General features: G+C 72.0%; 20 protein-coding genes. 13 read left to right on the top strand and 7 right to left on the bottom strand.

Features of this window, described 5'->3' with window-relative positions; all coding sequences use genetic code 11:
- Window positions 1–236 precede the first annotated feature (236 nt).
- On the top strand, window positions 237–1,913 hold the full coding sequence (locus tag AB0C12_RS27165) for a heparinase II/III family protein (protein WP_360552633.1): 1,677 nt from the start codon (window positions 237–239) through the stop codon (window positions 1,911–1,913).
- A gap of 221 nt (window positions 1,914–2,134) precedes the next feature.
- On the opposite strand, the gene AB0C12_RS27160 is transcribed toward AB0C12_RS27165, so the two are convergent.
- From AB0C12_RS27160 to AB0C12_RS27145, 4 genes are read right to left on the bottom strand one after another with little or no spacing between them, the layout of a single operon-like run.
- Window positions 2,135–3,040 carry a sulfite exporter TauE/SafE family protein gene (locus AB0C12_RS27160; protein WP_360552631.1) on the bottom strand — a complete coding sequence of 302 codons (906 nt, stop codon included), beginning with the start codon at window positions 3,038–3,040 and terminating at the stop codon, window positions 2,135–2,137.
- On the bottom strand, window positions 3,037–3,642 hold the full coding sequence (locus tag AB0C12_RS27155; RefSeq protein WP_360552629.1) for a rhodanese-like domain-containing protein: 606 nt from the start codon (window positions 3,640–3,642) through the stop codon (window positions 3,037–3,039). The genes AB0C12_RS27160 and AB0C12_RS27155 overlap by 4 nt, the downstream gene beginning before the upstream one ends.
- 45 nt (window positions 3,643–3,687) lie before the next feature.
- Entirely contained in the window at window positions 3,688–5,043 is a 1,356-nt protein-coding gene (locus AB0C12_RS27150; protein WP_360552627.1) for an MBL fold metallo-hydrolase, read from the bottom strand.
- Between the two features lie 30 nt (window positions 5,044–5,073).
- Window positions 5,074–5,400: a rhodanese-like domain-containing protein gene (locus AB0C12_RS27145; protein ID WP_360552625.1), complete on the bottom strand. Its 327-nt coding sequence runs from the start codon at window positions 5,398–5,400 to the stop codon at window positions 5,074–5,076.
- A 238-nt stretch (window positions 5,401–5,638) separates the two neighbouring features.
- On the opposite strand from AB0C12_RS27145, the gene AB0C12_RS27140 reads away from it, so the two are divergent.
- From AB0C12_RS27140 to AB0C12_RS27130, 3 genes are all read left to right on the top strand, one after another.
- Complete coding sequence (locus AB0C12_RS27140) at window positions 5,639–6,331, top strand: response regulator transcription factor (protein ID WP_360552623.1); 693 nt, start codon at window positions 5,639–5,641, stop codon at window positions 6,329–6,331.
- On the top strand, window positions 6,321–7,700 hold the full coding sequence (locus AB0C12_RS27135; protein WP_360552621.1) for a HAMP domain-containing sensor histidine kinase: 1,380 nt from the start codon (window positions 6,321–6,323) through the stop codon (window positions 7,698–7,700). Before AB0C12_RS27140 ends, AB0C12_RS27135 begins: the two co-directional genes overlap by 11 nt.
- A gap of 83 nt (window positions 7,701–7,783) precedes the next feature.
- Window positions 7,784–8,053, top strand: a complete 270-nt coding sequence (locus tag AB0C12_RS27130) for a metal-sensitive transcriptional regulator (RefSeq protein WP_360552619.1) — start codon at window positions 7,784–7,786, stop codon at window positions 8,051–8,053.
- A gap of 51 nt (window positions 8,054–8,104) precedes the next feature.
- Here AB0C12_RS27130 and AB0C12_RS27125 read toward each other — a convergent pair whose 3' ends face one another.
- Both AB0C12_RS27125 and AB0C12_RS27120 read right to left on the bottom strand, forming a co-directional pair.
- Complete coding sequence (locus tag AB0C12_RS27125; RefSeq protein ID WP_360552617.1) at window positions 8,105–8,497, bottom strand: DUF302 domain-containing protein; 393 nt, start codon at window positions 8,495–8,497, stop codon at window positions 8,105–8,107.
- A gap of 32 nt (window positions 8,498–8,529) precedes the next feature.
- The gene (locus AB0C12_RS27120; RefSeq protein WP_360552615.1) at window positions 8,530–9,216 is read right to left on the bottom strand and encodes a DUF2202 domain-containing protein; all 687 of its coding nucleotides are present in this window, start codon (window positions 9,214–9,216) and stop codon (window positions 8,530–8,532) included.
- A gap of 562 nt (window positions 9,217–9,778) precedes the next feature.
- Here AB0C12_RS27120 and AB0C12_RS27115 point away from each other — a divergent pair.
- The 5 genes from AB0C12_RS27115 to AB0C12_RS27095 all read left to right on the top strand — a co-directional run bounded on the left by AB0C12_RS27115 (window position 9,779) and on the right by AB0C12_RS27095 (window position 14,915).
- Window positions 9,779–12,079 carry a heavy metal translocating P-type ATPase gene (locus AB0C12_RS27115; RefSeq protein WP_360552613.1) on the top strand — a complete coding sequence of 767 codons (2,301 nt, stop codon included), beginning with the start codon at window positions 9,779–9,781 and terminating at the stop codon, window positions 12,077–12,079.
- Window positions 12,080–12,328: 249 nt separating this feature from the next.
- Window positions 12,329–13,384 carry a permease gene (locus AB0C12_RS27110; RefSeq protein ID WP_360552611.1) on the top strand — a complete coding sequence of 352 codons (1,056 nt, stop codon included), beginning with the start codon at window positions 12,329–12,331 and terminating at the stop codon, window positions 13,382–13,384.
- 25 nt (window positions 13,385–13,409) lie between these two features.
- Complete coding sequence (locus AB0C12_RS27105; protein ID WP_360552609.1) at window positions 13,410–13,673, top strand: thioredoxin family protein; 264 nt, start codon at window positions 13,410–13,412, stop codon at window positions 13,671–13,673.
- A gap of 124 nt (window positions 13,674–13,797) precedes the next feature.
- Window positions 13,798–14,016, top strand: a complete 219-nt coding sequence (locus AB0C12_RS27100) for a DUF1918 domain-containing protein (protein WP_360552607.1) — start codon at window positions 13,798–13,800, stop codon at window positions 14,014–14,016.
- Entirely contained in the window at window positions 14,013–14,915 is a 903-nt protein-coding gene (locus AB0C12_RS27095; protein WP_360552605.1) for a universal stress protein, read from the top strand. Before AB0C12_RS27100 ends, AB0C12_RS27095 begins: the two co-directional genes overlap by 4 nt.
- Before the next feature lie 339 nt (window positions 14,916–15,254).
- On the opposite strand, the gene AB0C12_RS27090 is transcribed toward AB0C12_RS27095, so the two are convergent.
- Window positions 15,255–15,509, bottom strand: a complete 255-nt coding sequence (locus AB0C12_RS27090) for a hypothetical protein (RefSeq protein WP_360552603.1) — start codon at window positions 15,507–15,509, stop codon at window positions 15,255–15,257.
- Window positions 15,510–15,780: 271 nt separating this feature from the next.
- Between AB0C12_RS27090 and AB0C12_RS27085 the strand changes: the two genes are divergently transcribed.
- From AB0C12_RS27085 to AB0C12_RS27070, 4 genes are all read left to right on the top strand, one after another.
- The gene (locus AB0C12_RS27085) at window positions 15,781–16,665 is read left to right on the top strand and encodes a universal stress protein (RefSeq protein WP_360552601.1); all 885 of its coding nucleotides are present in this window, start codon (window positions 15,781–15,783) and stop codon (window positions 16,663–16,665) included.
- A gap of 179 nt (window positions 16,666–16,844) precedes the next feature.
- Complete coding sequence (locus AB0C12_RS27080) at window positions 16,845–17,585, top strand: ABC transporter ATP-binding protein (RefSeq protein ID WP_360552599.1); 741 nt, start codon at window positions 16,845–16,847, stop codon at window positions 17,583–17,585.
- A gap of 2 nt (window positions 17,586–17,587) precedes the next feature.
- Window positions 17,588–18,325 (top strand): ABC transporter permease, encoded by a 738-nt coding sequence (locus AB0C12_RS27075; protein ID WP_360552597.1) that lies wholly within the window; start codon window positions 17,588–17,590, stop codon window positions 18,323–18,325.
- 44 nt (window positions 18,326–18,369) lie between these two features.
- Entirely contained in the window at window positions 18,370–18,660 is a 291-nt protein-coding gene (locus tag AB0C12_RS27070; RefSeq protein ID WP_360552595.1) for a hypothetical protein, read from the top strand.
- Window positions 18,661–18,788: the final 128 nt, after the last annotated feature.

The following is an 18,788-nucleotide window of genomic DNA, read 5'->3' as shown; positions in this document are numbered from 1 at the left end:
ATCAATTTCGCGGCCCCGGCACAAGGTCGCCGGGGCCGCGGCGATCAATTCCCCGAGGGCCGTAGAAGATCGTAATTGTCGGCCCGGGCCGAATGTCCCGCCCAGTCCGTCCCTTGGGCCGTGTCGCCACATTCGGCGGTGCTGTTGAATGCAGGCCATAAACCTTATTCCGCTGTATTGGGCTGATCATTTCATGACGCGGCCGAATGCAGTCCTGAGGGGATGGTGACGAGGAGATGCACAGATCCGCTGCGGCAGGCGCTGTCCTCGCGCTCACCGCACTGCTGATCGGAGCGGTCCCGGCCGGGGCCGAGCCGACGGACACGCACGTGATCACTCTGGATCCGGCCGCCGTCGACGACATCGACGCCTTGCAACAGATCTACGGTCCCTGGCCCGCAGGGCGCAGAGCCGAGGATCCGACCGCGACTGCCCGCTGCGGCCCCGCGTCTCCGGACCCGGTGCCCGACGGACAGCCGATCGTGGTCAGCATGCCTCCGGCGTCGCCCTTCACCGTCGGCGCGATACCCGCGTCCTCCTGGCGGAACCCTCCGGTGACGGACGTGACGTGGCGCCTGCAGTACGAGGGCCTGATGTGGATGAAACCGCTGGCCCGGCGAGCGGTCATGGACGGCCAGATGCAGTCCTTCGCCGCCCTGGTCGCCCAGGCGGTCGCTTTCCACCGCCAGAACCCGGACCCGGGCAACAACAACTACGGCTGGGACGAGGGTACGGCGCTGCGCCGCCTGGAGACCGAGAACTGTCTGTACGCGCTGCAGGCGTCGGAGCAGCTGCGGCCCGGTATGACCGCCGACGCTCAGGTCCTGCTGTCCGGCCGGTACTACGGCCCGCCCAACTTTCCGGTGCACAACCACGGGCTGATGGCGAACCTGCAACTCGTCCGGGCCGGCGAGCAGCTCGGCGTGCCGTCCTGGAAGTCCACCGCCATCAGACGGATGACGAGCGAGGCGCCGCAGGCCTTCTCCACCCAGGGCCTCTCCTATGAACAGTCCTCGATGTACCACGGGGTCAACACCAGCCTCTGGGCCAGCGCGGTGGCGGTGCTCCGCGACACGCCCGGATCCGAGACGGCGGCCGCCTCGGTCGACCGGATAGTGGCGAAGGCCCGCATCGCCAACCAGTGGTTGACCGAGCCCGACGGCGTCATCGTGCAGGTGGGTGACTCCGACGAGATCGGCGGGTCCGCGGCGACCCTGACCACGCCGCGGGTGCTTCGCGACGATCAGACCGGCTGGGACATCGGCCGGTGGTCGTGGAGCGATCCGAACGCGATCTACTACACCGTCCGGTCCGGACCGGCCCGGCGGGCGCACGGCCAGCACGACCGCGCCGGTGGCGTTACCTTCAGCGCCGCGGGCGTGCGGGTGCTGGTCGGTCCAGGCCGGTTCACCTATGACGCGACCAACAACTACCACGCGTATCAGGTGTCGCCGAACAGTCACAACGTGGCACTGCCCGACGGCGGCACGGTGACCAGTGCCGGCGGCAAGGTGACCGCGAACGTCGTCCAGGGGCCCGCGCACAACTGGACGGTGCAGGACACGATGTTCGGGATCAGCCACACCCGCGGCGTGAACGTCAACCGCGACACCGTGACGATGAAGGTCTCCGACACGTTCCCGTCCAAGAGTCTGTGGCGGCAGTACTTCCACCTCGACCCCGAATGGACGATGGTGTCGGCCACCCCCAACAGCACGACGATGGTGTTCGCGCACCCGTCCGGACGGCGTCTCACGATCACCACCACGGGCCGGTTGTCGAGTGCGGTGCAGGGGATCACCCGGCCGCCGCAGGGCTGGCACTTCCCGGAGTGGGGCGCCCGGGTGTGGGCGTACGAGATCGTGATCCGTTCCTACGGGCGGTCGTCGGTCACGAGCCTCAAGGTCAGCTGAGCGCCGTGAAGGCCGGGCCACGCCCGGCCTTCGCCGTGGCGCGGGTCAGGGATCGGTCGTGCTGATTCAACGGCTGCCGGCACTCCGGCCGTCCTGGACGGCCCGTCCGTGACCAGCGCATGACGTCCATCACCGTGCTGAGGTCGTCACCGGAGCACCGCGGCGACGCGCAGCAACTGGCCCGGTGGTGTCCGGTGACCGCTTCTTCACGGAAGTTCCGGTCACGCCCGGCGCTGAGCGGTGCCCGAGGCCGTGGCCGTCTCACCAGCGCCCGAGCGGAGCCGGTGCGACCGGTGGCGGCGTGCGGCGATGGCGGTCGCGACTGCGACGAGCACCGCGGAGGCGCTCCACAGCCAGGGACCTTCGCGCAAATCGGCCGGGAGCTGCTGGGCGAGGACGAAAACTCCCATGACGACGACGAACCAGCCGAACCCCTTGCGCAGGATGTCCGCCGGAACGCGACCGGCAAGCCTGGCACCGAAAAGGCTCCCCGCGACCGCGGCGAGCGTGACGGCTCCGGCCAGGCCCCAGTTGATGGGGACTTCGGAGAGGTAGCCGGCAAACCCGGCGAAGGACTTCATCGCGATGACGACCAGCGACGTGCCCACCGCGACGGGCATGGGCAGCCCGCCGAGCAGGGCGAGGGCCGGCACGACCAGGAATCCACCGCCGGCCCCGACCAGGCCGGTGACCAGGCCGACGGCGACGCCGTCCAGGACCACGCGGAGCACTGGCAGCTCGTGGGGCACCGGCTCGGTGCTGACGCGGCGCCGACCGCGGATCATGGCGGCGGCGGTCGCAAGCATCATCAGGGCGAATGCGGTGAGCAGGACACCGCCCGGGACGTATGCGGCCAGGCGGCCGCCGCTGTAGGCGCCGGCCATGCCGGCGATCCCGAAGATGAGGCCGGTACGCCATCGCACTCGCCCGGCGCGCAGGTGTGGTACGACGGCCACGGCACTCGTGGCCCCCACGACGAGCAGCGAGGTGGCGATGGCTTCCTTCGTCGGCATACCGGCGACGTAGATCAGCAGCGGAACCGCGAGGATGGATCCGCCGCCGCCGAGCAGCCCGAGGCTCACCCCGATGACCGTGGCCAGCGCGACGGTCAGGACCAGCGCACTCATGGCCGGCCTCCGGTGGGCGCGGTGCCGCGCAGCTGCCCGACGATGGTGTCCAGGTCGCAGGCGGCACCACGGTTGTAGGGGAGTCTGGACAGCACCGTGCCCATCGCGCAGGTGTTCGTCAGCGCGGCGACGGCGAGGCCGGCACCGATCGCCGCGGCGACCCATTGCGCGCCCGGCAGGGCCACCGACACCAGCACGGCGGCGAACACGATGGATCCGGCGACGAGGCGCACCTGGCGTTCGAGATCCCAGCGGGGCCTGCCCCGCTCGACCGGGGAATCAGCGGCCTGCCAGGCGAGGATGCCGCCGTCGAGAACCTTCAGGTTGGGCAGGCCGGTCCGGGCGAGGGTCTGCTCGGCCTGAGCGGCGCGGGCACCCGAGCGGCAGACCAGCACGACGTCGTCGTCGAGGTGGGCGAGCAGCTCGGTCCGGTGTTCGCGGAGCAGGTCCAACGGGACGTTGTAAGCGCCGGGGATGTGGCTCGTCTCGAACTCGCCGGGCGTGCGCACATCCAGGATCCGGGGCGCGCGGCCGGAGTCGAGCAGCCGGCGCAGCTGGGCCGCGTCGATGACGGCGGGTCGGTTCGGTTCGGCAGTGCTCATGGCTCCTCGTTGGTTGTCTCGTCAGTCGGGCCGGCGCGATCGGGGTCAGGAGACGACGGGCAGTCCGGCGCCGCGGGCGTGGCCGAAGTCGTCGTCGACCGCGACGACCTGGCGGCCGGCGCGGGCGAGCAGGGACGCGGCGATGGAGGCGCGATAGCCGGCGGCGCAGTGCACCCACACCTCGCCGTCCGGGATCTCGTCGAGGCGGCGGGGCAGATCGTGCAGGGGAAGGTGGACGGCACCGTCGATGCGGGCCTCGGCGGCCTCGAGGTTGCGGCGGGTGTCGAGGATGACGACGGGACGGTGGTGGCGGACCCGCGCGAGGTCCGCGAAGGTGGCTCGGGGATACGTGGCGAGGTCACCGTCGCCGCTCCAGCCGGTCGGATCGCCGGTGGCCTGGGCGGCGGGCCGGTCGATGCCGATGCGGACGAGTTCCCGCTGGGCCTCGGCGATCTGGTCGGCGGTGTCGGCGAGCAGGGTGATCGGGGTGCCCCAGGGGATGAGCCAGCCGAGGTAGGTGGCGAAGCTGCCGTCGAGGCCGAAGTTGAGGGTGCCGGCGACGTGCCCGGCGGCGAACGCCACCCGGTTGCGCAGGTCGACGACCCATTCGCCGTCGGCGAGGCGTTTGCGGATCTGCTCGGCGTCGGCCTGCTCAGGTGCGCGGAGGTCGGGCGCGGTGGGGCCGGCGCTGTTGGCCGGGGCCATGTGGGCGTAGTAGGCCGGCCAGGCGTCGAGGCCGGCGAGGAGCTCGTCGACGAAGGTCTGTTCGTCGCGGGTCAGGGCGGGGTTGACCAGCTTTTCCTGGGCGATGGTCGACGCGGTCGCCGCGCTCTGGGTGGCGGAGCAGAAGCTGCCGAAGCCGTGGGTGGGGTAGACCCCGGCGTCGCCGGGCAGCACGGAGGCCAGTTTGTGCGCGGAGGCGTACTGGTGGTGCACCAGGTCTTGGGTGTGTGCGGGGCCGAGCAGGTCGGGCCGGCCGACGGAGCCGTAAAGCAGGGAGCCGCCGGAGAAGACGGCGACCGGCCGGCCGGCCTCGGAGAGGGCGTACGACAGGTGGGTGTGGGTGTGGCCGGGGGTGGCGATGACCTTGACGGTCATGGTGTCGCCGACGGTGATGACGTCGCCGTCGGACGTGGGCACGCGGTCGAAGGTGACGGGATCGTCGGCGTTGAGGTGATACGCGGCTCCGGTGCGCCGCGCGAGGGCGTATCCGCCGGTGACGTAGTCGTTGTGGACGTGCGTCTCGAAGACGTGGGTGATGCGCACGTCGTGGGCGGCGGCGAGGCCGAGGACACGGTCGATGTCGCGCTGCGGGTCGACGACGAAGGCGACCCGGCCGTCGTGCACCAGGTAGCTGCGATCGCCGAGTGACGGGGTGTCGATGGGCAGGACGGACGGCATGACGGGGACTCCTTTGAGGGCAGGTGGGGTTCAGGCGCGGGCGTGAGTGCCGCAGACGACCGGATGGCCGGCGCGTAGCCAGGCCGCGGTGCCGCCGGCCACCGACCGGGCGTCGACACCGAGGCGCAGCAGGTACTCGGCCGCGGCGAGGCTGCGATTTCCGCTTGCGCAGATCACGTGGACCGGTACGCCGCCGCGGGGCAGCTCACGGGCTCGGGTGACGAGGTTTCCCAGTGGGATGGACAGGGCGCCCGGCACGTGGCCGTGGGCGTACTCGACGGGTCCGCGGACGTCGATGAGAACGACGCCGTCGCGATGTGCGGCGGCGAAAGTGGACAGGTCGACCTCTGGACGCATGGATGATCCTCCGAATGTATACCCCGGGGGGTACCTGGGTTTCACCATAGCGCGCGGTCGGCGGGCTTTGTCAACCGAGGAACAGATACCCCCCAGGGTATGCTGGACCAAGCATCGGAACACTCGATACGAGGGGGCCCGTACGAAGATCGCCGGTCGCAGCCCAACCGCCACTCGACAGGCGACGAGGGTCTTCCGGCCCTGACCGAAGGCCGTCATGCCGGAGAAGGCTGTGGTGATGGCGCGCCCGGTTCTGGTAGTCGAGGACGACCGCGAGATACGCGACCTCGTCCGCCGCTACCTGGAACGCGCCGGGCACGCCGTCCACACCACCGGATCAGGTGCCGAAGCGCTGCGGCTGCTCGACACCGCCGACCCGGCGGTGCTGGTGCTCGACCTCGGTCTGCCCGACATCGACGGCCTCACTGTGCTGGCCGCCGCGCGTGACGGCCGGCAGGTGCCCGTGGTGGTGCTGACGGCCCGCAGCGCCGTCGAGGACCGGATCGACGGTTTGCGCCGTGGCGCGGACGACTACGTGACCAAGCCGTTCAGTCCGACCGAGCTGGTCCTGCGCATCGAGGCGGTCCTGCACCGCACGCGCGGGGCGCAGGCCGAGCGGGTCGTCACCTCCTACGGGGCCGGTCGGCTGCAGGTCGACGAGGCGCGGCACGAGGTCCGCCTCGATGGTGTCGTGCTCGACCTCACACCGACGGAATGGGGCCTGGTGACCGCCCTGTGCTCGGCGCCGGGCCGGGTCTACTCGCGCTACGAGCTGGTCAACCGGGTCCGCGGGTACGAGTTCGCGGGCTATGAACGCACGATCGACTCCCACGTGAAGAATCTGCGGCACAAGCTCGGCCCGGACGCCGCGCGGATCGTGGAGACCGTGCTCGGCGTCGGCTACCGGCTGGGGTGGTCGCGTGACGAGTAAGCTGACAGTGTTGCGCAGCCCGCTGGGCCGGCGGCTGCTGGTCGCGTTCTTGGTCGTCGCGCTCTCCTCGGTTCTCGTCCTCACCCTCGCGGCGCTGATCGCCACCGACCGGGGGCTGACCGGTGCCCGGCACGCGGATCAGCAACGGACAGCGGATCGCGCGGCCGCGGCGGTGGCCACTGCCTACCTCGCCGCCGGTGGTTGGGCATCGGTCGATCTCGGTGACGCCTCGGGCCTGGCCGAGGCCGCCGACGGCCACCTCGTGGTGCTCGACAGCAGCGGCGCGATGGTGTGGCCCGGTCGTGGCATGGGCGGGATGGGCGCCCGGATGATGTCTGCCGGGCACGTCGCGCAAGCGCCGGTCCGGGTGGGAGGCGCCCGGGTCGGCACCGCCCGGGTCAGCTTCGCCGGTGACGTGTCCGGGGCGCGGCGGATCGCCTGGTCCTGGGTGGCCGGTGCCGCCGCGGTGGCCCTGCTGGTGGCGCTGGCGGTCAGCGGATTCGTGACCCGGCGCCTCACCCGTCCCCTGCTGGCCCTGGCCGGCGCGGCCCGGCGGTTCACCGCGGGGGAGCGCAGTGCCCGGGCCGGCAGCCGCGCCGGTGCGCCGGGGGAGGTGGGCGAGGTGATCCGGGCGTTCGACGCGATGGCCGACGAGGTGGTCCGCGGGGAAGCCGTACGCCGCAGGCTGTCCGCCGATGTGGCCCACGAGCTGCGCACACCGCTGGCCGGGCTGCAGGCCGGTTTGGAGGAGCTGCGCGACGGCCTGCGTGCGCCGGACGCGGAACGGCTGGGAGCCCTGCACGACCAGACGCTGCGTCTCAGTCGCATTGTTGCCGACCTGGCGGACCTGTCCGCCGCGGAGTCCGCGGCGCTGTCGCTGCGTCCGGCCGAGGCCGACCTCGCGGCGATCGCCCGCGCCGCGCTCGCTTCCCAGCTCCCTCAGCTCGAAGCGGCCGGTCTGCGTGTCCACACCGACCTGACCGGCGCGCTGGCGGTGCGGGCAGATCCGGACCGGTTGCACCAGGTTGTCGTCAACCTGCTCACCAACGCGGCGCGTTACTGCCGGACGGGCGACGGACTGAGCCTGCGCGGGTACGCCGACGGTCCCGAGGCGGCGCTGGAGGTGGCCGACACCGGCCCGGGCATCGCGGCCGAGGATCTTCCGCACGTCTTCGACCGGCTCTGGCGGGGCGACCGGGGCCGGGAGGTCGCGGGTTCGGGGATCGGCCTGGCGATCGTGCGGGAGCTGGTCACCGCCCACGCGGGTACGGTCACAGCCGCGTCAGGGGACGGCTCGGGGACCACTGTCACCGTTCGTCTGCCGCTGGCGTCCACCAGCCGGCCACCCTCAACCGCGACGCGGTCGTGACCGACGTCGCCTGAGCACCCGACCGGGCGTTCGTACCCGGAGGGGTATCGTTCAGCGGGAAGAGATGATCGGGAGGACACGGCATGGAGATCGACCAGGACGCTCTCGGGGACGTCGTCAAGCGGCTGCGGCGCGCCGAGGGGCAGATCCGCGGTGTGATCGCGATGCTGGAGGACGGCCGCGACTGTGCCGACGTGGTCACCCAGCTCGCCGCCGTGTCCCGTGCTCTCGACCGCGCCGGCTTCAAGATCATCGCGAGTGGTCTGCGGCAGTGCGTGAAGGCCGAGGAGAACGGTGAGGAGCCGAGCGTCGACGTGGCGCAGCTGGAGAAGCTCTTCCTGTCGCTGGCCTGACGTTCGGCTGCGCGCCGGCGGTCCCGTGCGGGACTGCCGGCGCTCTCCTGTTCAGCTGCCGAGGGTGGCCAGCGCCGCCCGCAGCCGGGAGGTGGCTTCGTCGGCCACCTCCGCGAGCTGAGACCGTCCGGTGATCTGCACCATGGTCTGCGGATCAAGGGCCTGCACCAGCGTTGTGCCGGGGCTGTCCCCCCGGACCACGACGTTGCAGGGCAGCAGCAGGCCGATCTCCCGGTCGACGCCGAGCGCCCGGTGGGCCAGCGGCGGATTGCAGGCGCCGAGGATGAGGTAGTCCTCCATCTGCTCGCCGAGCTTCTCGCGCAGCGTCGCCCGCGCGTCGATCTCGGTGAGCACCCCGAAGCCCTCCTTCTCGAGCGCCGTCCGGACCCGTTCGACCGTCTCCGCGAACGGCGCCGCCACGCGAACTGTGATGGCATAGGTCATCGCCTGTCATCGCCTCTCTGTGCCGGAACCGGTTACCGGGTCGCCCACGCGGTGAACGCGGTCAGGTGGTGCTGCGAGGCCGCCAGCAGGTGCTGGTAGACCTGGGTGACGTCGGGGGCGGTCAGCCCGCCGAGCGCCTTCTGCAGGTCGGCGATGTCGGTGCGTTCCACCTCCTGGCCCACTTGCAGGGCGGCGGCTCGCCCGGTCGTGCCACGGGTGAGCAGCCTGTCGTAGGTGGCCTGCACCGCCGGGTCGCTGAACGTTCCGTCGGCCGTGCCGGCCGTGGGGTCGGTCAGCCCGTAGCGGGCGACCAGGCTGCGCACGGCGTTCAGATGCTGGGTCTCCGCCGCGGCGATGTGCCCGAAGAGCGGGACCGGATACTTGTCCGCGAACCTCACGTAGAGGTCGTGGGCGAGCTTCTCCTCCTGTGCCATGGCGATCAGAGTGGTCTTCTGCCGGGTGGTCAAGGTGCCCTGGGCGGCGCTCACACCGGTGCCGAAGCAGATGCCCGCGCCCATGCCGGCGCCCATGCCCGCACCCATGCCGGCGCCCATGCCGGTATCGCTGGGGCCGCGCGGGCTCGGCCGGACCATGACGGCCCGGGTCGCTGTGAAGACGTCGGTGCCGGCCAGTGCCGGTCCCGCCGCCGCGATGCCACCCAGGCCCAGTGCGCCGGCCGTGACCAGTACGGCCATCCGGCGTGAAGTGGTGGCTCTCATGGTTCCTCCCTCGTCTCATCTCTTCCGGCAGCGTCGCGCGCGCCGGTGCGGACGGGGTGTATCCCGTGTGGAGGCGGTGTGGAGAAACCCGAGCGGCCGGACGCCCTGATCACTACGACGCCGCAAAATACCCTTGGGGGTATCGGATCGGCCGGAATGCCGCCGCTCCCCGACGGGAGGTGGAACGTGACGAGCACCACGACCCCCGGAACCGGCCGTCTCACGGTCGATCATGTCGGCGGTGAGGAGTACGAGATCACCGTCCGGGACCACCGCCTCCGGGTGGATCAACCGGCCGGATCGGGCGGCGCCGATCCGGCACCGACCCCGACGGAGCTGCACCCCGGCCGGCTTCCCGCCGGGGCGAACGGCGGCCCTCGCCGCCGTGGCGAGCCATTGCACCGTGCCCAACACGCTGCTTCATCAGCCGGAGATCACCGTTGCCGTCACGTGAACCGATGCCGGGCGGACCGACGGTGCCGCGGTCCGGGCCGTGCGGCCCTGCCGGTGACCCGGGCGATGTCCGACCGTGGAGGTGAAGCGGCGACGTGGGGAGGACGGTATGCGGCGGTGGTGGCAGCGACGGGAGCAGGCGTTGTTCGCCGCGACGCTCCTGCTGGTGCTGATCGGTTCGGTGGCCGCGGCGGCCGATGCCCCGGATGTGGCGGGCGCGCTGTGGAACGCCGCGACGCTGCTCGGCCTGGGGTACTCGACGGCGGTGCTGATCGGGGCGGCACGGCGGCGCGAGGCAAGCGTCGACGTGATCGCCTGGCTGGCGCTGGCGGGTGCGTTGTGGGTCGGCGAGGCTCTCGCGGGCGCCGTGATCGCGGTCATGCTGTCAAGCGGCGTGCTGCTGGAGGCGCGCGCCGCGGCCCGGGCCCGACGCGAGCTCAGCACCCTGGTGGCCCGGGCCCCGCGCACCGCCCGGCGGGACACCGCGTCGGGGCCGGTTGAGGTGCCGGTGGCCGAGGTGGTGATCGGTGACCGCCTCGTGGTCGGCTCCGGTGAGATCGTGCCGGTCGACGGGCGGCTGCTCGGCCCGGCGGTGCTCGACGAGTCGGCGCTGACGGGTGAACCGTTGCCGGTGGAGCGCCGGAGCGGCGAGGACGTGCGCAGCGGGGTGGTGAACGCCGGCGGACCGGTGCGCCTGACGGCCACCGCGACGGCCGAGGCGTCGACCTACGCCGGCGTCGTGCGCCTGGTGGAGCAGGCGCAGGCGGCGAGCGCGCCGTCCGTGCGGATCGCGGACCGGTTCGCGGTGGCCTTCGTCCCGGTGACGCTGCTGCTGGCCGGCGCGGCCTGGGCCGTCACCGGTGATCCGGTACGGGCGGTGGCGGTGCTGGTGGTGGCCACACCCTGCCCGTTGCTGCTGGCCGTGCCGATCGCGATCATGTCGGGGATCTCCCGGGCGGCCCGCAACGGCGTCGTCGTCAAGGGCGGCGGCGCCCTGGAGCGGCTGGCCGCGGGGCGGGTCATGCTGTTCGACAAGACCGGCACGTTGACCGCCGGACGGCCGGTCCTCACCGATGTGGTGACTCCCGCGAACGGGCCGCTGCCGGCCGGCGAGGTGCTGCGCCTCGCCGCCGGCCTGGACCAGAGCTCCGCCCACGTGCTGGCCGGGGCCATCGTCACCGCCGCCGATGACCGCGGCCTGCGGCTGTCGCCGCCGGAGGAGGTCCAGGAGCGCCACGGCTACGGGGTGCAGGGCCTGGTCGACGGCCACCGGGTCCGCCTGGGCAAGGCGGCGTGGATCGTTCCCGATCCGATGCCGGCGTGGATGCGCCAGGCCCGCAGGCGGGCCGCGCTCGACGGCTCGCTGACGGTGTTCGCGGCGATCGACGACGTGCCGGCGGGAGTGCTGTTGCTGGATGATCCGGTACGGCCCCAGGCACCTCGCATGGTCCGCGCGCTGCGCCGGGCCGGGATCAGTCGCGTCGTGCTGGTGACCGGCGACCGGGCCGACACGGCCGAGGCCGTGGGACGGGTCGTCGGGGTCGATGCGGTGCACGCCGATTGCGACCCCGGCGACAAGCTGGCCCTGATCCGGGCCGAGCAGCGGCTGGCGCCGGCCGTCATGGTCGGCGACGGCATCAACGACGCGCCCGCGCTGGCGGCGGCGGAGGTCGGCGTCGCCCTGGCGGCCCGCGGAGCGACCGCGTCGGCCGAGGCCGCCGACGTGGTACTCACGGTCGACCGGATCGACGCGCTGGCCGACGCCATCCTCATCGCCCGGCGCTGCCGCGTCATCGCGCTGATGGCGGTCCTGACCGGGATGGGGCTCTCGGCCGCGGCGATGATCGTGGCGGCCGCGGGTCACCTGTCCCCGGCCGCCGGCGCGCTGCTGCAGGAAGGCATCGACGTCGCCGCCATCGCCATCGCCTTGACCGCGCTGCTGCCCGGGCGGTCGCACACCGTGACGATGAACGCCACCGACCGTGCCACGGCCCGGCGGCTGTACGCCGAGCACCGTGAGGTGCGCCCGCTGGTCGAGCAGGTGCGCACCGTAGCCGACGCGTTGAACCTGCCGCCGTACGACCTGGGACCGGTGCGCGCGCTGCTGGACGACCTCGAGGTGCGGCTGCTCGCGCACGAGCGCGCCGAGGAGGCCGAGCTGTTGCCGATCATGGCGCGAGCGCTCGGCGGGGCCGAGACGACGAGTGGGCTCAGCCGCACCCACGCCGAGATCGACCACCAGATCGGGCGCCTGCGCCGGACAGTGGACGATCTCGTCGAGCAGGCGGACGCCGAGGACGTCACCGACGTACGCCGGCTGCTCTACGGGCTCTATGCGATCCTGCGACTGCACAACGCCCAGGAAGAGGAGGGCGCGTTCAGCCTGGTCCCCGATCCGCAGACGCCATGATCAGGTCGGTCGCCTCCGCTTCCCCGGCGGCGGGCAGTTCGGCACCATCACGATCACCGATGACGCCGCCGCGTCGGGTCGGGGTCGAGCTGACCGGTCGCACCTGGCGCGACCACGTACTCGTCTCTACCGGACCAGTCTGCCGGCCCCGCCGGGGCCGTCACCACCTGGTTGAGGGTTGCCCGCGGTCCTGTCCGCACGGGACGTCTGCCCCTGTGGGCTGCCGACCACGACGCAGAGGATGAAGAGGTGAGCATTCGCGCTGTCGGCCGCTTACCGGCCTCCACCCGCGGCCGCTGGGTCGTGCTGTCCCTGGCCGCGGCGGCGTGGGCGGCTGCGTACCGGGTCAACGGGTGGATCTGGGATCTGTTGCTGTACGACCTGTTCGGCCTGGCGCCGGCCGCGAGATCGACCGAGACGATCCACTTCTTCCTCTACGACAGCATCAAGATCGCGTTGCTGCTGGTGGGGATCATCTTCGCGGTGACCGTGCTGCGCTCGTACATGAGCATCGAACGGACCCGGGCACTGCTCGGCGGCCGGCGTGCGGGCGCGGGCACCGTGCTGGCGGCGGGTCTGGGCGTGGTCACCCCGTTCTGCTCCTGCAGCGCGGTCCCGGCGTTCATCGGCTTCGTCGCCGCCGGGGTGCCGATCGGGGTCACCCTCAGCTTCCTGATCGCGAGCCCGCTGGTCAACGAGATCGCCGTCGGCATGCTCTTCGCCATGTTCGGCTGGAAGATCGCGGCCCTCTACGTGACCGCCGGGCTCACCCTGGCGATCGCCGGCGGCTGGGTCCTCGGCCGGCTGGGCGCGCAGCGGTGGGTGGAACCGTTCGTGTTCGAGACCCGGCTCGGCGGGCAGATCATCGACTCCACCGAGGGCCTCGGCTTCGACCAGCGCATCCAGATGGGTGTGGAAGAGGTCGGTACGATCCTGCGCAAGATCTGGCCGTACCTGCTGGCCGGCATCGGCGTCGGCGCGGCGGTCCACGGCTGGGCCCCCGAATCGTTCTTCGCCACCTACGCGGGCCGTGGCAACGTCTTCGCGGTGCTGGTCGCCGTCGTGGTCGGCATCCCGCTGTACGCCAATGCCGCCGGTGTCATGCCGGTCGTGCTGGCGCTGCACGAGAAGGGCCTGCCGATGGGCACCCTGCTCGCTTTCATGATGAGTGTCGTCGCCCTGAGCCTGCCGGAGATGATCCTGCTGCGCCGCGTTCTCAAGCCGCAACTGCTGGCGGCGTTCGTCGCGGTCGTCGGGACCGGGATCGTGGCCGTCGGCTACCTGTTCAACGCCGTCCTGACCTGATCCCGTCACACCGAAGGAGATCACCGTGATCATCAAAGTGCTCGGCCCCGGTTGCGCGAAATGCGCCACCCTCGAACGCCGGACCCGCGAAGCGGTGGACGCGCTCGGCGTGGGTGCCACCATCGAGAAGGTCGACGACTATCCCACCATCGTCGGCTACGGGGTGACGGCGACGCCGGCGCTCGTGGTGGACGAGAAGGTCGTCGTCTCGGGACGGGTGCCCACCGCCGCCTGGATCCGTGACGTCCTCCGTCACCGCGCGCCCGGCGCCCGGCACGACGGGCCCTGACCGCCCCGACCGTGCGGGCCTCGCAACGGCCGAAGTCCCGGCCCGCCGAGGGACGAAAGCCTCTGCTCCCCGGTCACGCGGCGGACCATCCTGGTGGCAACAGCGCAAGGCCAGGGGAGGGACCATGAACGCCCATGTCGGTGACAAGATCATTATCGAGGGAACGCACCTCGGCGATCACCGCCGGACCGGCATCATCACCGAGATCACCCACCCCGACGGCGCGCCGCCGTACCAGGTGAGGTGGCTCGAGGACGGCCGGACGACGCTGGTCTTCCCGGGCGCGGAATGCCGGATCGAGCCCTCGGTCCAGCCGGCCCGCCCGGAGGACGTGGCACCGTGACCACGCTGGCCGGGGCGCCCGTCGTGGCCGGCGTGGACGGCTCGGCCCGAAGCTTCGCCGCGGTGGAGGTGGCTGCGGCGGAGGCCGCTCTGTGCAACCGGCCGTTGCGCATCGTCCACGCGTTCGCCTGGCCGCCGGTCAGCGCCGCGCTGACCCCCGACATGTCCGAGCCGGTACGCCGCGTCACCCGCGAGCGTGCGCTGTCAGCACTGCGGGAGGCGGAAGCGATCGCGCTGAAGGCCCGGCCCGAGCTGGCCGTCACGGCTGTGATCGTCGATGAGTCGCCGGTCGCGGCGCTGCGGGCCGAGAGCAGGCACGCGTTCCTGATCGTCCTCGGCGACCGTGGTGCCGGTGGTCTCGCCCAGCTGCTGGTCGGCTCCGTGGCGGTGCAGACAGCCTCGCACAGTCTGTGCCCGGTCATGGTCATCCGGGGCGAACGGCGAACGAACGGTCCGGTGGTGGTGGGGATCGACGGATCGGCAACGTCGATGCGGGCGCTGGAATTCGCCGCGGGAACCGCCGCGCTGCGCGGGGCGGAGTTGCTCGCGGTGCACGCCTGGAGCACCGGCGACAGCGCTGAACTCGTCGACAAGCTGCCGATGAGCTGGGAGAACTGGGCGGCTGGACCGATCGAGGAGCGGGTCTTCGCCGAAGCCGTGGCGGGACTGGGCGAACGTCAACCCGACCTGGTGGTGCGCCGGGAGATGATCGAGGGCCCGGCCCGCCGCATCCTGGCCGAACGATCCGCCGGCGCGCAGCTGATGGTCGTCGGCGACCGTGGACGCGGTGGCTTCACCGGCTTGCTGCTCGGCTCGGTGAGCCAGTACCTCGTGCATCACGCCGCCTGCCCGCTCGTCGTGGTCCGCAATGCCGCGCAGTCCGGCACTGTCGGGAGCTGACCGGGATCGACGACGGCCCGGCCGAGCCCGGCGCCCGCACAGTGGGGACCGCCGGAACCGTGATGCCGGCCCACCGGGCGGACGAGCGACGGATCATCGGTCTGCGATGTGGCACATGAACCAGATCAGCGAGCGCGTGGACCGGGACCGGAGTCGGGGCCCGACCGCTCTGCACAGTGGAACGGCCGTCGCCGTGGCTCGGATGCGGCAACCGCGGCGCGGGGGCTGCTGCTGACCGGGGCGGTGCCGTTCGCCGTCGTGACGTGGTGGAGCCTGGTCGTCCCGCTCGCCGGTGCGCGGCTGTGGACACGGGTGTGACTGCATGTCCCCGCCCCGGCGTCAGTGGCGTCGCCGGTACTCCTCCGCGACGATCCCCGCGCCGAAGAGGACGACCAGGGCGCAGGTCAACACCACCCCGGCGGTGCCCCAGGCGACCATCGCCACGGAGAGCAGTCCCCAGATCAGCCCACCCACCACCGCGACGGTGACCAGTGTCCGGCGTGGCGGGCGTCGTCGTCCCGTCAGGGAGGGATGGTCGGCGGTCAGCCGGGCGATGATCTGGTCGAACTGTCGCTGCCTGTCGTCGGTTCCCATCGGGCCACCCTTCCGGCCGGGCTCGACGCGGGCGCCTGCTCCTCCGGGCGGAGAGGTCCGCTCCGCGCCGCCTTTCCGCAGCATAGGTGGGCGATTCGTGTCGCCGCTGCGGCCATTGGTCCCGTCCGACCGGGACACGGGACACGGGTCAGCTGCGGTCATCGTGCGTCACGGACGCGGAGGCGCCGTGGGCCGAACGACTCTGGGTGGGAACGCGTCGCCACGCTTCGATGGAGCCGGCGGGCAGATTCTTCGGGAGGGGAGACGGACCATGAGCGTCGAGGCGCCGGCCGTCGTTGTCGGTACGGACGGTTCGAGCGAGGCGCTGGCCGCGGTCCGGTGGGCCGCCGCACAGGCCCGTCTCCGAGGCGCGGATCTGGTGATCGTCCACGGCTACGACGAAGGCTGGTCCGCCGACGTTCATCTGCCGGCGCCGGGCTTCGCCGAGCTGGCGGCCGGGCGGGCCGCGGAGATCGCCGAGGACGCGGAACTGGCCGCCCGCGCCGTCGCACCGTTCATCACGATCCGCCGCCGCGTCGACGCCGGGCAACCGGGACCGGTGTTGCTGCGTGCTGCTCGTCACGCGGCACTGGTCGTGGTGGGCAATCGCGGTCACGGCGGCTTCGCCGGCCTCCTCCTGGGCTCGGTCGGGCACGCTGTGGCGACCCGTGCTCCGTGCTCGGTGGTCGTCGTGCGGGGGGAGCCGGACACCCTGCCCGGCCCTGTCGCCGTGGGTGTGGACGGCGCGGCCGCTGGTGCGGTGGCGCTCGAGTGCGCTTTCGACCAGGCGGCAGCCGAGGCCTGCCCACTCGAGGCGATCCGGGCGTTCCTGCGGCCCGCGCCGCCGTGGGCCGCCGACATCGCGCCGTCGATCCTGTGGCTCGAGCAGGGGCTGGCCCAGGAGAGCCGGCTGCTGGCCGAGCTCGTGCGCCCGATGCGGCTGAGATATCCGCAGGTCAAGGTCGAGGAGCTGGTCAGCCGGGCGGACGCGGCCAGGGCGCTGGTGGCCGCGTCGCAGCGGGCCCGCCTCGTGGTGGTCGGCAGTCGCGGGCTGGGCCCGGTCGCCGGGATGCTGCTCGGCTCGGTGGGGCTTCAGTTGCTGCACCACGCCGCCTGCCCGGTCATGATCGCGCGCGGGGACGTCCACCGGGCCTGACCGGGCCGTTCCGCCGGCGACACACCGCGGCCTCGGCCGGGACCTTCGGCCCTGCGCACGCCGGTCCGCACCGGGCAGACTCCAAGCCGGGCCGGTCGTCCGCCGGATGCCCCCGTCCGGGAGGTCACCGGCGCGCCACGGGTCGCGCCGGAGCTGCGGCCCGGCCGACGGGAGGGATGATGGACAGCGCGATCGAGGTTGACGGGCTGGTGGTCGACCGCGGCGGACGCCGAGTGCTGCACGGCCTGGATTTCGCCGTACGGCGAGGCAGCGTGACAGGTCTGCTCGGCCCCAACGGCAGCGGCAAGACCACCTTGATGCGGTGCATCGTCGGAGTGCAGAAGGTGCGCGCCGGCACGGTCACCGTGCTGGGGGAGCCGGCGGGTGCGCCGGATCTGCGGCGCCGGATCGGGTACGTCACGCAGGCGCCGAGCGTCTACGCGGACCTGACCGTACGCGAGAACGCGCGCTACTTCGCCTCCCTGTACCGGCTTTCCCGGACCACCGCGGAAGAGGCGGTCCGTGACGTGGGGCTGGAGGCGGTCGCCGACCACCTGGTGACAGCGCTGTCCGGCGGGGAGCGGGCGCGGGCATCGCTGGCCTGCGCACTGCTGAGCCGGCCCGAACTTCTGGTGCTGGACGAACCCACGGTGGGCCAGGATCCGGTGGTCCGCCGGGATCTGTGGCAGCGGTTCCACGCTCTGGCCGAGGCCGGCACCACGCTGCTGGTGTCCAGTCACGTGCTCGACGAAGCCGGACGTTGCGATCGGCTGTTGCTGATCCGTGACGGCCGGCTGATCGCCGACGACACCCCTGATGCCGTGCGAAGCGCGGCCGGCACCAGCGACCTGGAGACGGCGTTCCTGCGGATGGTCCTGGCCGGCGACGGGCAGGACCAGCAGTCGAGGGAGGCGGTCTAGCCGTGTCCGTACAGGTCGCCTTCTCCACCGCGGGCCGGATACTGCGCCAGCTGCGGCACGACCGCCGGACGATCGCGCTGATCCTGGTGGTGCCGACTGTGCTGCTGACCCTGCTGAGGTTCATGTTCGACGCCCAGCCCGCCATGTTCGACCGGGTCGCGTTGGTGATGCTGGGTGTCTTCCCCTTCACCATGATGTTCCTGCTGACGAGCGTGGCGATGCTGCGGGAGCGGACCAGCGGAACCCTGGAGCGGCTGCTGACCACTCCGATCGGCAGACTCGACATCCTGCTCGGCTACGGCATCGCGTTCGCCGCGGCCGCCGCAGTGCAGGCCGCGGTGGTGTCGGCGCTGGCGTACTGGCTGCTGGGCCTGGACACGGTGGGCAGCCCCTGGCTGGTCGGGCTGATCGTGGTCGGTAACGCCGTGCTCGGGATGGCGCTGGGGCTGTTCGTGAGCGCGTTCGCGCGCAGTGAGTTCCAGGCGGTGCAGTTCATGCCGGCGGTGGTGTTGCCGCAGGTGCTGCTGTGCGGGCTGTTCGTGCCACGTGAGCAGATGGTGGGCTGGCTGCAGGCGATCAGCGACGTGCTGCCGATGTCGTACGCGGTCGAGGCCCTGACCGAGGTGGGCACGCACCCCGCGGCCACCCCGCGGATGTGGCGCGACCTGGTGATCATCGTCGGGGCGGCGGTGATCGCGCTGATGCTGGGCGCGGCGACCCTGCGGCGGCGCTCACCCTGACACCGAGACCTTCGCCGAAGCAGGATTCGAGGACGGAGAATGCGATGACCGAACAAGCCTCCCGCTGGCAGGAGCTGGCGGACCGGGTCGAAGCCCTTGCTCTCAAGCTGAAACTGCATGTCGAGCAGGTCGACGACGACCAGGAGGTCAGGGACGCGATGGGCCGGCTACGGGCAGATGTCGACGAAGCGTTCAAGGCCGCCGGTAACGCCGTGCAGGACGACGCTGTTCGCGAGGACGTCCGCGAGGTCGGCCGGTTGCTCACCGACGCCCTCGACACGACGTTCACCCGGGTGGGGCACCAGGTGCGGGATCTGTTCGCGCGGCAGCCGTGAACCGGTGCGGCGCCCGGCGCTGAACGTCGTGGCCGGACACCGGACCTTCGGCCCTGTTTCGGCGGGGCGTCCGGCAGCACTGTGGATCCGGGGGCCGATCCCCGGCTTCCACCGCGACGAGAGTATGA

The organism is Actinoplanes sp. NPDC048967, from assembly GCF_040649415.1.
GTDB lineage: Bacteria > Actinomycetota > Actinomycetes > Mycobacteriales > Micromonosporaceae > Actinoplanes.
This window is presented reverse-complemented; position numbering and strand designations above follow the sequence as displayed.